Genomic DNA, 13,778 nt, shown 5'->3' with positions numbered 1-13,778 from the left:
GAAATGGAAAAAGTATGAAGAACTGGAAAACGCTGCTTCTCGGTATCGCCATGATCGCGAATACCAGTTTCGCTGCCCCCCAGGTAGTCGATAAAGTCGCAGCCGTCGTCAATAATGGCGTCGTGCTGGAAAGCGACGTTGATGGCTTAATGCAATCAGTCAAACTCAACGCGGGTCAGGCAGGTCAGCAGCTTCCGGACGACGCCACGCTGCGTCACCAGATCCTGGAACGTTTGATTATGGATCAAATTATCCTGCAGATGGGTCAGAAGATGGGGGTGAAGATCACGGATGAGCAGTTGGATCAGGCCATCGCCAACATCGCCAAACAAAACAATATGACGATGGATCAGATGCGCAGCCGTCTGGCTTACGATGGGCTGAACTATTCAACCTACCGTAACCAGATTCGTAAAGAGATGATTATCTCTGAAGTGCGCAACAATGAGGTTCGTCGCCGTATCACCGTTTTGCCGCAAGAAGTTGACGCGCTGGCAAAACAGATTGGCACCCAAAACGACGCCAGCACCGAGCTGAACCTGAGCCATATCCTGATTGCTCTGCCGGAAAACCCAACCTCCGAGCAGGTTAACGACGCGCAGCGCCAGGCGGAAAGCATTGTTGAAGAAGCGCGTAACGGCGCAGATTTCGGCAAACTGGCGATTACCTACTCTGCCGACCAGCAGGCGCTAAAAGGCGGTCAGATGGGCTGGGGCCGTATCCAGGAGCTGCCGGGGATTTTCGCCCAGGCGCTGAGCACCGCGAAGAAAGGCGACATTGTCGGCCCGATTCGCTCCGGCGTCGGTTTCCACATTCTGAAAGTAAACGACCTGCGCGGTCAGAGCCAGAGTATCTCCGTGACCGAAGTTCACGCTCGTCACATTCTGCTTAAGCCGTCGCCGATCATGAACGATCAGCAGGCGCGCCTGAAGCTGGAAGAAATCGCGGCTGACATTAAGAGTGGTAAAACCACATTTGCCGCTGCGGCGAAAGAGTACTCTCAGGACCCAGGCTCCGCTAACCAGGGCGGTGATTTGGGTTGGGCTACGCCAGATATTTTCGATCCGGCGTTCCGCGACGCGCTGACGAAGCTGCATAAAGGCCAAATAAGCGCGCCGGTACACTCCTCTTTCGGCTGGCATCTGATCGAATTGCTGGATACGCGTAAGGTAGACAAAACCGATGCGGCGCAGAAAGATCGCGCTTATCGTATGCTGATGAACCGTAAGTTCTCAGAAGAAGCGGCGACCTGGATGCAAGAACAGCGCGCCAGCGCTTACGTTAAGATTTTGAGTAACTAATGAGCAGTGCGCAACGCGTTGTTATCACTCCCGGCGAACCCGCCGGGATTGGCCCCGATCTTGTCGTCCAACTGGCGCAACGCGCGTGGCCGATTGAACTGGTCGTCTGTGCGGACGGCGCGCTCCTGACGGAGCGGGCCGCCATGCTCGGCCTGCCCCTCTCGCTTCTCCCTTACTCGCCTGATGTCCCCGCTGCGCCGCAGCCCGCGGGAACGCTGACCCTATTGCCGGTCTCGCTGCACGCGCCTGCCATCCCCGGTCAGTTGACGGTAGAAAATGGCCCCTATGTGGTAGAGACGCTGGCGCGAGCGTGTGATGGCTGTCTGAACGGTGAATTTGCCGCGCTGATCACAGGCCCCGTGCACAAAGGCGTTATTAACGACGCAGGCATTCCGTTTACCGGTCATACCGAGTTTTTCGAAGAGCGTTCGCAGGCGAAAAAAGTCGTGATGATGCTGGCAACCGAAGAACTTCGCGTGGCGCTGGCGACCACGCATCTGCCGCTACGGGCGATTGCAGACGCCATCACCCCTGCGCTTTTGCACGAAGTGATTGCTATTTTGCATCACGATTTGCGGACCAAATTTGGTATTGCCGAACCGCGCATTCTTGTCTGTGGCCTGAATCCGCACGCGGGCGAAGGCGGTCATATGGGCACGGAAGAGATAGACACCATCATTCCGGTGCTCGACGAGCTGCGGGCGCAGGGAATGAAACTCAACGGGCCGCTACCTGCTGATACGCTGTTTCAGCCCAAATATCTCGATAATGCCGACGCGGTGCTGGCGATGTACCACGATCAGGGCCTGCCCGTGCTAAAATACCAGGGATTCGGTCGGGGAGTGAATATAACGCTCGGCCTACCTTTTATTCGAACCTCCGTTGACCACGGCACCGCGCTTGAACTGGCGGGTCGTGGAAAAGCGGATGTCGGCAGTTTTATTACGGCGCTTAATCTCGCCATCAAAATGATTGTTAATACCCAATGAATAATCGAGTCCATCAGGGCCATTTAGCCCGTAAACGCTTCGGGCAAAACTTTCTCAACGATCGGTTTGTGATCGACAGTATTGTTTCTGCTATTAATCCGCAAAAAGGCCAGGCGATGGTTGAAATCGGCCCCGGTCTGGCGGCGCTGACGGAGCCGGTCGGCGAACGACTGGATAAGCTCACGGTCATTGAACTTGACCGCGATCTGGCGGCGCGTTTGCAAACCCATCCGTTTTTAGGGCCGAAGCTGACTATTTATCAGCAGGACGCCATGACCATGAACTTTGGTGAACTGTCTGCGCAGTTGGGCCAACCGCTGCGTGTGTTCGGCAATCTGCCCTATAATATCTCCACCCCGCTGATGTTCCATCTCTTTAGCTATACTGATGCCATTGCCGACATGCACTTTATGTTGCAAAAAGAAGTGGTAAATCGTCTGGTTGCAGGGCCGAACAGCAAAGCGTATGGTCGTTTAAGCGTGATGGCGCAATATTACTGTCAGGTGATCCCGGTGCTTGAAGTGCCGCCATCCGCCTTCACGCCGCCGCCCAAAGTGGACTCCGCCGTGGTGCGTCTGGTTCCACACGCAACAATGCCTTACCCGGTTAAAGATATTCGCGTGTTGAGCCGTATTACCACCGAGGCCTTTAACCAGCGCCGTAAAACGATCCGTAATAGTCTCGGCAATCTTTTTAGCGTTGAGACGTTGACGGAAATGGGTATTGACCCGGCAATGCGCGCGGAAAATATCTCTGTCGCGCAGTACTGCCAGATGGCCAATTATCTGTCGGAAAACGCGCCTTTGAAGGAGAGTTAAACATGATCAATTCGCCCAGAGTGTGTATTCAGGTGCAAAGCGTCTACATTGAGGCGCAATCCTCACCTGACGATGAACGTTACGTTTTTGCCTATACCGTAACCATCCGCAATCTGGGCCGGGCGCCAGTGCAGCTATTGGGCCGCTACTGGCTGATTACCAATGGTCATGGCCGTGAAACTGAAGTCCAGGGCGAAGGTGTGGTTGGCGTCCAGCCGCGCATTGCGCCTGGCGAAGAGTATCAGTACACCAGCGGCGCGGTAATTGAAACGCCGCTGGGCACCATGCAGGGTCATTACGAAATGATCGATGAAAATGGCGACGCCTTTACCATCGACATTCCCGTGTTTCGACTCGCCGTCCCTACACTCATTCACTAAAATTATAACAATGGCAACTTATCTCATCGGCGACGTTCACGGTTGCTACGACGAACTGATCGCCTTATTACAGCAAGTGGAATTTACGCCAGACACAGACACTCTGTGGCTGACTGGCGATTTGGTCGCCCGCGGTCCCGGTTCGCTGGACGTGTTACGCTACGTCAAATCGCTTGGCAATAGCGTGCGTTTGGTGCTGGGGAATCACGATTTACACCTGTTGGCCGTATTCGCCGGGATTAGCCGCAACAAACCTAAAGACCGGCTGACCCCGCTTCTTGAAGCGCCGGACGCCGATGAGCTGTTGAATTGGTTACGCCGTCAGCCGCTGTTGCAGGTAGATGAAGAGAAAAAGCTGGTCATGGCGCATGCGGGTATTACCCCGCAGTGGGATTTGCAGACGGCAAAAGAGTGCGCCCGCGATGTTGAAGCGGTGCTGTCGAGCGACTCGTACCCGTTTTTCCTCGACGCGATGTATGGCGATATGCCGAATAACTGGTCGCCGGAGTTAAGCGGTCTGGCGCGGCTACGCTTTATTACTAATGCCTTTACCCGTATGCGTTACTGCTTTCCTAACGGTCAACTGGATATGTACAGCAAAGCGTCGCCGGAAAATGCCCCTGCGCCGCTGAAGCCGTGGTTCGCCATTCCGGGGCCGGTGAGCGAGGCTTACAGTATTGCGTTCGGGCACTGGGCGTCGCTGGAAGGGAAAGGGACGCCAGAAGGTATTTACGCGCTGGATACCGGCTGCTGCTGGGGCGGGGAGTTGACCTGTTTACGCTGGGAAGATAAACAGTATTTTGTGCAGCCGTCAAACCGCCAGATGGATATGGGCGAAGGCGAAGCGGTCAACGCCTGATAGGTTTATGCCTGATGGCGCTACGCTTATCAGGCCTACATCTGGCTCAAGAGTAGGCCGGATAAGGCGTTTCGCCGCCATCCGGCACTACAGTATTAACGACGTTCCAGAATCTCGAAACAATAGCTGTGAGAATTCTGCGCGTCGGCATCGTGAAACTCACTGAATACCGATTCCCAGTCATCCGGTTCATAATCCGGAAAATGGGTATCGCCTTCGACTTCCGCATCAATATGCGTCAGATAAAGCTTCTGCGCCTTTGGCAGGAACTGCTCGTACACGCGCCCGCCGCCAATGACCATAATTTCCGGCGCGTCGCCGCAAGCGGCAATCGCCTCATCGACAGACTTCACCCACTGCACGCGATCGTCGGTGCCTGGCTGGCTGCTGATAACAATATTTTTACGTCCCGGTAAGGGGCGTCCGATGGACTCCCAGGTGTGACGTCCCATGACGACAGGTTTATTTAACGTGTTACGTTTAAACCAGGCGAGATCGGCAGGCAGGTTCCACGGCATGGCGTTTTCCATACCGATGACGCGATCCACCGCTAACGCCGCAATCAGACTGATCATTAATTATTTCCTGATACAAAAAAAATTGCCGCCACTATACGTAAAGCGCAATCTTTCGTCGACTGACGAAAAGAGGATGAGCACGAAAATTTTTCGTTCTGCTGGCGACGCCACTCATTTGATGTGGAGCGCCAGCATTACAGTAGTTCAAAAACAGCCAATTAGCAGTAAAGTTTGCAGAACATCACATTTTTTACTTTAGATTGACGGTTTGACCTCGGGTTCATCAGCGGCCTCCCCGGAATGTTTGCCCTCAGCCGTTCCCTGCCAGCCGTGGCGCTGAATCAACGACAGATGCTCCCGGTCCTCGGTAATAATTTCGCTCAACATCGCGCTGGTACGTTTATAGGCGGCGGCGCGAGATAACGGATCGTTTTCCCCTTTCGCCATATCTTCCACCATCCGGGTATTAAAATGGCGGAACAGATCCGCGCGCTCGCGGGCTTCATAACGCCCCAGCCCCAGCGCTTCCAGCGCCTGTCGCCCGCTTTTGAGCGCGCCTTCGAAGGTTTCACGTTCGGGCATCGCCACACCTGCCTGGCGCAGGCGGATGTAATGATCGACATCACGGGCGCGGGCGATAATCTGCAGATGCGGGAAATGCGACCTCACTAGTTCACTCAGTTGCAAATTGGTTTGCGGATCGTCAATGGCGTTAATCAATACCTCCGCCTTCGCCGCTCCGGCAGATTCCAGCAAATCCATACGCGTCGCGTCGCCATAAAAAACCTTCATGCCGAATTTACGCAGCGTTTCGATATGATCGGGGTCGTGATCGAGCACCACCATCTTCACCCCGCTCGACAGCAGCAAACGCCCGGCTATCTGCCCAAATCGTCCAAACCCGGCCACAATGACCCGCGGCTGCTCTTCGTCGATTTCATCCGCCTCGCGCGCTTCCCCCGTCGCGGTCTTCTCCATGCGCGTCAGCAGCACCAGAAAAATCGGCGTTGCCGCCATCGACAGCGCGACCGCCAGCGTCAGCGCTTTTGCCCATTCCGGCTCAAGTACACCCGCCATTTGCGCCGCGCCAAAAACCACAAACGCAAACTCACTTCCCTGGCCTAATAAGACGGCAAACCAGCGACGCTGTTTTGCCGGTACGCCCAGCGGCCTCGCGACCAGCCACAGCATGACGATTTTGATTGCCAGAAAACCGGCCAACAACAGCAGAATGCGCAGCGGATTCTCCACCAGCGTGCCGAAATCAATCGACATGCCGACGCCAATAAAGAACAGCCCCAGCAGCAACCCCTTAAAGGGTTCAATATCGCTTTCCAGCGCATGACGATATTCCGAACTCGCCAGCAGAACGCCCGCCAGGAACGCGCCCATCGCCATTGACAGCCCAACTTCTTCCAGCAACAGGCCGAAACCAAACACCAGAAATAGCGCCACGGCGCTGAACACTTCCCGCAAACCAGAACGCGCGACAAAGCGCAGCGCCGGGCGCGTGACGTAGCGTCCCAGCAGCACCACCAGCGCTAACGCGCCTGCGACTTTCAACGCCGACAGCGCAAACGCGCCAAGCGTGGTGGATGCGCCGCTGGCGGCCAGCAGCGGAATCATCGCCACCAGCGGGATCGCCGCGATATCCTGGAACAAGAGCACTGCAAATGCGCTACGCCCTACTTGTGAAACGGTCAGGTTACGCTCATTCATTGCCTGCATGGCGATAGCCGTGGACGAAAGCGCCAGCGTCATGCCAATCAGTTCCGCCACCTGCCAACGCAGGCCAAGAAACATACAGAACAGACCAATCAGTCCGCCGCAGACCACCATCTGTAACGCGCCGCCGCCAAATACCGAGGCGCGCAGCTTCCATAACCGTTGCGGGTCCAGCTCAAGCCCAATAACAAACAACATCAGCACGACGCCGATTTCCGCAAAATGCAGAATAGATTCGGCGTCCGTCACCAGCCGTAGTCCCCAGGGGCCGATAATACACCCCGCAATCAGATACCCCAGCACCGATCCTAAGCCCAAACGTACCGCAATCGGCACAATCAACGCCGCCGAACCAAGATAGATCAGCGCCTGCAGTAGAGTATGGCTATCCATGATTCACCTCCTGCCATGCCAGTAAACGCTGTTTATACTGACGCGCCTGCGCCTGTAAGGTGTCGTCATCGCAAATGAACGTGCAGTGCATGGCAAACGGCGGCAGCCATTTGAGGCCGCAATAGAGCGCCGTCGCCTGTAGCGGCTGAGAGAGGACATCAAATCCCGGATGTGAACCGATAGTAAAATGGTTTTCACCGCCGCCGGTCGTTACCGCCCACAGCAGATATTTACCGCGCAATGCCGTACCGCCGTGACCGTAAGCCCAGCCGTGGGTGAGGACTTTATCCATCCATAATTTGAGTAAAGGAGGGACGCTGTACCACTGCATCGGATGCTGCCAGACGATAAGACTCGCGCGCGACAGCGCCTCCTGCTCGGCGGCAACGTCAATATTGAAATCGGGATAGAGGTGATAAAGCGAACGTATTTCGACGTTTTCCAGCGTCCCTGCCTGTTCAAGCATCCGCTTATTCGCATGAGAATGATGCGGATACGGATGCGCATAAATAATGAGGATCATGATTAGCCTGTGATGATCTGTTTTTTATCACAAAGTGTAGTGACAAATTCGCCAGGCTAATAGTGAATATTATTGAGCGGCTAACCAGAAAAAATTGAATTAACGCCAGCAAGGGTTGACGCCATCCTGCCCCCGGAAGACGCTCTCGAAGGGCCGCAGGCGTTTGCGGAAAAGCGCGATCCGGTGTGGAAAGGTCGGTGATGATAGCAGCCTTAAATCGCTGACCAATCGGTTTAAGGCCTTCTTGTCGGGCGGCGCTGCGCTAAATTTGCCTGTAATGACTGTAATATCAATCCATTACATGATGACACAGGCCCAATAAGCGCAGCGCCAACAGCATCTGAACCTCCAGACACGCTGGATGCCAGATCGCCGACGCATAAATTAACCTAATGGGTCAGGCACTTAGAGCCTGGCCCACCAGGCGTAATTGTTGAAGCCAGTTTGGGGCCGACCAGCGCGCAGAAACCGGAGCGTACACGTAGTACGTGAGGATTTTGAGCACTGCCCGGTCCCAAAATGGCGAATAAAATAGCCTAATGGGTCAGGCTCTTAATCTTTCGCCATGCGGTTAAATTGCTCAATAGTAAGATCCCACGGCTCACGGGCCGCATCCGGCATAAAACTACCGTCATCCACGCCAATTTCGTCCTTGATAATTTTATTCAGTTTTTCATTCATCGTAAGAATGAGATCCTGATATTTCTGTTTATCAGCAGCAAGGTTATGGTTCTCATCGGGATCATTTTTAAGATCGTAAAGTTCAAGATCGTTGTACTTAATAAGATCCTCCCAGGTTTCCGGCGTATTATGCTCCCTTAGCGAGAAATAACGCGCAAACTTATAACGGCCATCGTTAATCATCCGCGTCCCTGAACGATGGCTAAAATCAGGATGCAAATGGGATATTTCCTGCTTGATTTGCGCCACCGTTTTTTGTTTATCTCTTTGTAGCGCGATAACGCGGTGGAGATAATGGGCATCGGTATACAAGATCATGCCATAGCAATATAAGCTGGCATTTCTCACCGCATTAACCGCAACGCCCTCCGGGTTTTTTAGCAATCCGCTAAAATTAACGCCTTTGCGGTTGCCTAACGCCTGGTGCTGTTTTTCTTCCGGCAAACCGGTCAGCCCAACTAATGTCGGCGCGATATCAAGATGACAGGTCAACGCCTGACATTTCTTATTACCGGGGTACGCCGGGTGGGAAATAATCATCGGTACATGGATCTGTTCTTTATAAACGGAAGCGCCTTTACCGTGCATCTGATGGCTTCCGCCTAATTCGCCATGATCGGCAGTAAATACAACAATCGTTTTATCAGTTAACTTGAGGGCATCAAGTTCATTTAATATCCGGTCAAGGTGAGTATCACAATCGCGGATACAGTTGAAATAGTAGTCAAGCAGTTTACGCCAACGACGATCTTCATCAGGAAACTGCCCTTCCAGCGCAGCGCGCGCCGTCTGGTATTCAAGATGCGCCGGCGGTCTTCCCTGCTCATTGAATGATTGATGCCTGTTTGCCGGCAGCGGATAGTTCGGCCAGCTTGCCTGATAAAGCTCGTTTTCCGGCGGCTGCGTGGGCGCCAGGGTATTATCATCCTGATCCAACTCGCCACGCCACTGTACCTTTTCTCCCTCTTTATCGGTATCAATAAACATGACGTCATGAGGATTAACGAGGTTAACGGCCAGGAACCAGGGCTTGTGTTGGTCATTCAAGGGCTGCCCCTTGCATCTTAACCAATTTATAGTCTGAGCCGTGGTGGTTGAATCATAAAAATAGCCGCCTTTACTATGGCCAATAATATCGCCGATGCCGTGATAGTCAGCAAAACCATATTTTTCCATAATTTTATGTAATTCTGGTTCAGGAATATCCCCGACATCAATATCCTCATCTTTTTCGTCAGGCAAAGGCTTCTCCAGTTTTTCTGTAAGATGCCACTTACCTTTATAGGCCGTATAGTATCCCAGTTCCCGCATCATATGGCCTGTGGTTCCAAGAGCGGGGTCAAGGTCATAAGGCATCCAGGGCAATCCCAGATTATCAAACATCTTTGTCTGGGGCATATGTAAGCCGGTATACAATACGGAGCGGGAAGGCGTGCAGACATTACTGGTATTCTGATGATTACAGAATGTCACCCCCGTTTTCATGAGCCGCTCTCTGCCGGGTACCGGGAAAGGAAACGTAGGAAAAAAACGCTCCTGGTCGGTCACGACTAACAGAATATTATATCCTTCTGGCAATTTTTCCGGGATTTCGCCGGTAAACGGTTTATCCCACGCCGGTTTCGCCTTGACGGCGCATTTTTCATCAGCCTTTACCGCGCCGGATAGCATACCGCCGGCGGCAAGAATACCGGCGCTGGTTAACAGTTTCCTACGCGTAAGATCCGTCTCTTCTGCGGACAGATTTTTTTTATTACTCATATTATTATACCTGTAGTCAGTAACTTTATCACATATTCATTTATTACTGTACGAGGAAGCGTGGATATGTATCAATGCCTTCCGGGTAAGAATATGTGTTATAAATTGATTTGTATTTCAAATTAGAAATATATTAATAAATAACCATAATTCACTGAAAAATTATTTAGATGAAAAGCTCATTATTTTTATTTTAGAGATACAACTGCAGACATTACTTCATAAAAAAATACATTATTAAACATACTCTATAGCGCTGTGTTCGTGCCTTTTCCCTTCAGCTACGGTGATTACCCTATGCCGCTACAAGAAAATCTCCCCGAAAGAAACACTATCAGTAACAGGCCGCGCAACCATAGACATACAACCGGTAATATCACTCTGGGAAATTAAAACATAACTCAATTCTGTTATGTTGCTTATGAATAAAACTAGCGTATTGCCGCGTGATTCAATAAAAATTCCGTCATTACAAGAAATAATATAAAAACTATTATTTACAGGGGGTTAAGTTTCTTTTTAACTGACAGTGCATTATTTTACATTGACAACAACATAAAGAGGTGACTATAACAAGATATAAGACGGTCACACCAAATAAGTCTATTTTCAGATAATCAACCGAGGTTATATACCCAAAATAATTCGAGTTGCTTAAAGGCGGCAAGGGAGTGAGTCCCCTGGAGCATAGATAATTATGTGACTGGGGTGAGCGGCAAATCTGCCGGGAGCAGATTTGAACGTCGCGTGCGACGGCCCGTCAGGGCGAGGCCCATAGGTGGGCCGAGTAATCCGTAGCCAACCCGTAAGCAACCTGAAGTATGAAGGGGATAAATAATTTCGTTACGGATTACTGATATTGCGCAAACCTTATCATCAATGCAACAGGAACAGAACCATGAAAAAACGCATTATTGCCGCCGCATTACTGGCAACGGTTGCTTCATTCAGCACGCTTGCGGCAGAGCAGGTCTCTAAGCAAGAAATCAGCCACTTCAAACTGGTTAAGGTCGGCACCATAAATGTGTCCCAGAGTGGCGGGCAGATTTCCTCACCCTCTGATCTACGCGAAAAACTGTCAGCATTAGCCGATGCGAAAGGCGGAAAATATTACCATATTATCGCTGCACGTGAGCATGGTCCGAATTTTGAAGCCGTTGCCGAAGTTTATAACGATGCGACGAAATAAAGCTCTGATTGCGCCATAACGAGGGCACAGGCATGAAATAATAAGAGAGCGCCAGCAAGGTGCCATGTTCCGTCACAATCCACTCAGGGCCGTCTGGAAACAGATGCTGGCCCTCTTTTTTATCAACAGTTCATCCGGGGCAGGCAAGCCGTTGGAATGGGCGCGCGCAGGCAGTAAGCCCTTCGTGAATAAGACGGTTTTGCGGGCTGTTTTAAGGTAATATTTAGTGCGCTTTTACCTGCCTGAACCAGTAATTTTCCATTTTCGTTATCCATTTCCCCTTTTTATTTTTCGGTATTACGCCAGCCCAAAGTAATTGCAGCTGTCGGTTATAGGTTCCAATAGCGTGTCCACCATACGCCCCTTCAAATGCTATCACCATGGGTCCCTGCCCTTTTACCCCCTCTTGTCCTTCATGGCAATAAAGCGCGTTGCGGTGAGTCACGTCAAGTTCATACTGCACGTTCAGTTTCACACATTTTTCCCCGCAACTTTCTACTGGCGGCGATATTGTCATGGTATAAGGCGGGTTATCTGCCGTGGTTTTCCATGTTCCGATCAGGTCTTTGCAGACGTTTATCTCCGTAGCCCCGGAGGCGGCAGAAAATAGCGCGAGCAAATAAAAAGGTATTAGTTTCATTACAGACTCCTGTTCCTTATACCTCATCATTTATACCTAATCATAAGGATAAATGCCCTGCGATATGTTTTTTTCCGGGAAATGTTGAGCCGCTGTTCAGAGAAATGTCGATGAGGGTAACCTCATGTAAGCGGACAGCGCGGTGGGGAAAGCGGGAACACGGGCGAACGTATTTCGACGTTTTCCGGCGTCCCTGCCTGTTCAGGCATCCGTTTATTCGCATGGGAATAAATGGATGCGCATAAAGAGAGAATATTATTGAGCGGCTAACCAGAAAAAATTGAATTAATTATCCAGCTCGCTCATATTTTTCAGCTGATCGCGGTTAATCTGTTCGGTTTTCCCGGTGGCGGCGTTTTTGTAAGACACCATACCGGTATCGTTATCGACCTCGGGTTTCCCGTCGGTGACAATAGTTTTGCCATCCGTGGTTTCAACGGCCTGGTTAGAAGAGCATCCTGCGACGGTGAATAGTGTTGCTGCGGTAAACAGTGCGGTCATAAGACGTTTTTGCATGGTGTTCTCCCTGCTTTTCAGTTGTTTTAGCATGTGACTGTTAACTGTAGCGTTATTGGCGAAAAGCAGGGAGAAATGCAGAACACTCTTAGCGAGGGTTATCCGATGGCGTTCCGCGCAAAGTCATGTTTCCGGTCTGTGTTAGCGTCAAGCCGCGGGTTTCCGGGGCAAACATCACCGATACGCCAAGCCCGACTAACGAAATCAACGCGCCAATCAGCATGACGTTATTAATGCCGTAACGAGTAATAAAAATCGGTAATGCCCAGGTGGAGACAATGGTTCCGATGCGGCTTAATGACATGATGACCCCCACGGCCGAAGCGCGAATATCCGTCGGGAAGAGTTCATTAGGATAAAGCCATTGCAGTATGCCCGGCCCGCCGGAAAAGAAGGCGTATACCGCAAACGCCACCACGACCAGTATGATGCCCAGATTTGACACCAGCCCCAGCAGTGCCAGCGCGATAGTCATCATGGCGAAGCTGCCAATAAGCAGAGGGCGACGGCCAATACTGTTTAGCCAGAACATCGCTGGTATACAGCCCAGCATAAAAAAGAGGCTAATCACCACATTGCCGAGCGCCGCGTTGCGCCCCTGCTCCCAGCCGAGTAACCCGACGATCTGCGGCCCAAAGGTATAGATAGCGAACATCGGGATTACCTGACAGGTCCAGATAGCCGCAACGAACAGTACAAACGGGAAATGACGGCGATTAAACAGTTGCAGGAAGCGGGTCTCCTGCGGCGGCTCATCGTCAAAGCAGACCGGTTCGCCGAACAGTTTGATCATCATTTGTTCGCACTCTTTTACCCGTCCTTTTCGCAATAGCCAGCGTGGCGATTCCGGCAGGTCAAAGCGGCCAATCAAAATGATTAAGCACGGGATAAAGGCGCTGCCAAGCATCCAGCGCCAGCCGCCTTCCATGTCATACAGCCAGTAACCCACCAGGTTGGCGCAGGTCGCGCCGACGTACCACATCGCGGCGATAAAACCGATGGAGAACGCGCGCTGGCGGGTGTTGGAAAACTCCGTAATCATGGAAGTGGCGATAGGGTAATCCGCGCCGATAACAATGCCAATTAAAACGCGCATCACCAGCAATTCAAGCGGCGTGGAAACAAACATGGTCGCCACGGAGATAACGCCGATAGCGATAATATCAAGCAGGAACATTTTACGCCGCCCGACTTTATCGCAAATATAGCCAAACAACGAGGTGCCGATAAACAGTCCGGCAAGCGTAGCCGCGCCGAGCGCGCCAATCCATTCAGCATCAAGGTGCAATAGCGGCGTCAGTTGTTCCAGCGCCACGCCAATGATCACCAGCACGTAGCCATCAAGGAACGGGCCGCCGCTTCCCCACAGCATAATTCTGCGATGGATGGAGGAGAATTTAAGGTCGTCAAAGTTCCTGGGCTGCGGCATGGTGATGTCCTGTTTCAACACGGGCAAAGCGTCATCTGTAGGCCGGATAAGGCGTT

General features: G+C 51.9%; 13 protein-coding genes and 2 pseudogenes. 7 read left to right on the top strand and 8 right to left on the bottom strand.

Annotated elements, in window-relative coordinates; translation table 11 throughout:
* The first annotated feature begins 14 nt into the window (after nt 1–14).
* From surA to apaH, 5 genes are read left to right on the top strand one after another with little or no spacing between them, the layout of a single operon-like run.
* On the top strand, nt 15–1,301 hold the full coding sequence (surA, locus tag NA624_RS05445; protein WP_000800482.1) for a peptidylprolyl isomerase SurA: 1,287 nt from the start codon (nt 15–17) through the stop codon (nt 1,299–1,301).
* Nucleotides 1,301–2,290 carry a 4-hydroxythreonine-4-phosphate dehydrogenase PdxA gene (pdxA, locus tag NA624_RS05440; protein WP_000092999.1) on the top strand — a complete coding sequence of 330 codons (990 nt, stop codon included), beginning with the start codon at nt 1,301–1,303 and terminating at the stop codon, nt 2,288–2,290. Before surA ends, pdxA begins: the two co-directional genes overlap by 1 nt.
* A complete protein-coding gene (rsmA, locus tag NA624_RS05435; RefSeq protein ID WP_001065397.1) occupies nt 2,287–3,108 on the top strand; it encodes a 16S rRNA (adenine(1518)-N(6)/adenine(1519)-N(6))-dimethyltransferase RsmA in 822 nt (273 codons plus the stop codon). The genes pdxA and rsmA overlap by 4 nt, the downstream gene beginning before the upstream one ends.
* Before the next feature lie 2 nt (nt 3,109–3,110).
* A complete protein-coding gene (gene apaG, locus NA624_RS05430; RefSeq protein ID WP_000610894.1) occupies nt 3,111–3,488 on the top strand; it encodes a Co2+/Mg2+ efflux protein ApaG in 378 nt (125 codons plus the stop codon).
* A gap of 10 nt (nt 3,489–3,498) precedes the next feature.
* Complete coding sequence (apaH, locus tag NA624_RS05425; protein WP_000257211.1) at nt 3,499–4,347, top strand: bis(5'-nucleosyl)-tetraphosphatase (symmetrical) ApaH; 849 nt, start codon at nt 3,499–3,501, stop codon at nt 4,345–4,347.
* A gap of 95 nt (nt 4,348–4,442) precedes the next feature.
* Here apaH and folA read toward each other — a convergent pair whose 3' ends face one another.
* The 3 genes from folA to kefF form a co-directional block, all read right to left on the bottom strand.
* Nucleotides 4,443–4,922 carry a type 3 dihydrofolate reductase gene (folA, locus tag NA624_RS05420; protein WP_000624379.1) on the bottom strand — a complete coding sequence of 160 codons (480 nt, stop codon included), beginning with the start codon at nt 4,920–4,922 and terminating at the stop codon, nt 4,443–4,445.
* Nucleotides 4,923–5,120: 198 nt separating this feature from the next.
* Entirely contained in the window at nt 5,121–6,983 is a 1,863-nt protein-coding gene (gene kefC, locus NA624_RS05415; RefSeq protein ID WP_000377170.1) for a glutathione-regulated potassium-efflux system protein KefC, read from the bottom strand.
* A complete protein-coding gene (gene kefF, locus NA624_RS05410; RefSeq protein ID WP_000600713.1) occupies nt 6,976–7,506 on the bottom strand; it encodes a glutathione-regulated potassium-efflux system oxidoreductase KefF in 531 nt (176 codons plus the stop codon). The genes kefC and kefF overlap by 8 nt, the downstream gene beginning before the upstream one ends.
* Before the next feature lie 120 nt (nt 7,507–7,626).
* On the opposite strand from kefF, the pseudogene NA624_RS05405 reads away from it, so the two are divergent.
* Nucleotides 7,627–7,707, top strand: a pseudogene (locus tag NA624_RS05405) (hypothetical protein); the annotation flags it as partial.
* A 351-nt stretch (nt 7,708–8,058) separates the two neighbouring features.
* Here the strand turns inward: NA624_RS05405 and NA624_RS05400 are convergent.
* Nucleotides 8,059–9,948: a sulfatase-like hydrolase/transferase gene (locus NA624_RS05400; RefSeq protein ID WP_000066316.1), complete on the bottom strand. Its 1,890-nt coding sequence runs from the start codon at nt 9,946–9,948 to the stop codon at nt 8,059–8,061.
* A gap of 898 nt (nt 9,949–10,846) precedes the next feature.
* Here NA624_RS05400 and srfN point away from each other — a divergent pair.
* Nucleotides 10,847–11,137: a DUF1471 family virulence protein SrfN gene (gene srfN / locus NA624_RS05395; protein WP_000745957.1), complete on the top strand. Its 291-nt coding sequence runs from the start codon at nt 10,847–10,849 to the stop codon at nt 11,135–11,137.
* A 223-nt stretch (nt 11,138–11,360) separates the two neighbouring features.
* On the opposite strand, the gene NA624_RS05390 is transcribed toward srfN, so the two are convergent.
* From NA624_RS05390 to NA624_RS05375, 4 genes and pseudogenes are all read right to left on the bottom strand, one after another.
* Nucleotides 11,361–11,777, bottom strand: a complete 417-nt coding sequence (locus NA624_RS05390) for a hypothetical protein (protein ID WP_000767275.1) — start codon at nt 11,775–11,777, stop codon at nt 11,361–11,363.
* Nucleotides 11,778–11,941: 164 nt separating this feature from the next.
* A pseudogene (locus NA624_RS05385) lies at nt 11,942–12,036 on the bottom strand (glutathione-regulated potassium-efflux system oxidoreductase KefF); the annotation flags it as partial.
* Between the two features lie 26 nt (nt 12,037–12,062).
* Complete coding sequence (locus tag NA624_RS05380) at nt 12,063–12,293, bottom strand: YgdI/YgdR family lipoprotein (protein ID WP_001172089.1); 231 nt, start codon at nt 12,291–12,293, stop codon at nt 12,063–12,065.
* An 88-nt stretch (nt 12,294–12,381) separates the two neighbouring features.
* Entirely contained in the window at nt 12,382–13,722 is a 1,341-nt protein-coding gene (locus NA624_RS05375; RefSeq protein WP_001136169.1) for an MFS transporter, read from the bottom strand.
* Between the last annotated feature and the right edge of the window lie 56 nt (nt 13,723–13,778).

It is taken from the genome of Salmonella sp. NW38, from assembly GCF_051807745.1.
GTDB lineage: Bacteria > Pseudomonadota > Gammaproteobacteria > Enterobacterales > Enterobacteriaceae > Salmonella > Salmonella enterica.
Note: the sequence above shows the minus strand (reverse complement) of the source record. Positions and strands in the feature narration are given on the sequence as shown.

Excerpts from the sequence above, each read along its gene's own strand:
- NA624_RS05375 (WP_001136169.1), bottom strand. The coding sequence starts at position 13,722 with ATGCCGCAGCCCAGGAACTTTGACGACCTTAAATTCTCCTCCATCCAT.
- NA624_RS05400 (WP_000066316.1), bottom strand. The coding sequence starts at position 9,948 with ATGAGTAATAAAAAAAATCTGTCCGCAGAAGAGACGGATCTTACGCGT.
- kefF (WP_000600713.1), bottom strand. The coding sequence starts at position 7,506 with ATGATCCTCATTATTTATGCGCATCCGTATCCGCATCATTCTCATGCG.
- rsmA (WP_001065397.1), top strand. The coding sequence starts at position 2,287 with ATGAATAATCGAGTCCATCAGGGCCATTTAGCCCGTAAACGCTTCGGG.
- pdxA (WP_000092999.1), top strand. The coding sequence starts at position 1,301 with ATGAGCAGTGCGCAACGCGTTGTTATCACTCCCGGCGAACCCGCCGGG.
- NA624_RS05380 (WP_001172089.1), bottom strand. The coding sequence starts at position 12,293 with ATGCAAAAACGTCTTATGACCGCACTGTTTACCGCAGCAACACTATTC.
- NA624_RS05390 (WP_000767275.1), bottom strand. The coding sequence starts at position 11,777 with ATGAAACTAATACCTTTTTATTTGCTCGCGCTATTTTCTGCCGCCTCC.
- folA (WP_000624379.1), bottom strand. The coding sequence starts at position 4,922 with ATGATCAGTCTGATTGCGGCGTTAGCGGTGGATCGCGTCATCGGTATG.
- srfN (WP_000745957.1), top strand. The coding sequence starts at position 10,847 with ATGAAAAAACGCATTATTGCCGCCGCATTACTGGCAACGGTTGCTTCA.
- kefC (WP_000377170.1), bottom strand. The coding sequence starts at position 6,983 with ATGGATAGCCATACTCTACTGCAGGCGCTGATCTATCTTGGTTCGGCG.
- apaG (WP_000610894.1), top strand. The coding sequence starts at position 3,111 with ATGATCAATTCGCCCAGAGTGTGTATTCAGGTGCAAAGCGTCTACATT.
- surA (WP_000800482.1), top strand. The coding sequence starts at position 15 with ATGAAGAACTGGAAAACGCTGCTTCTCGGTATCGCCATGATCGCGAAT.
- apaH (WP_000257211.1), top strand. The coding sequence starts at position 3,499 with ATGGCAACTTATCTCATCGGCGACGTTCACGGTTGCTACGACGAACTG.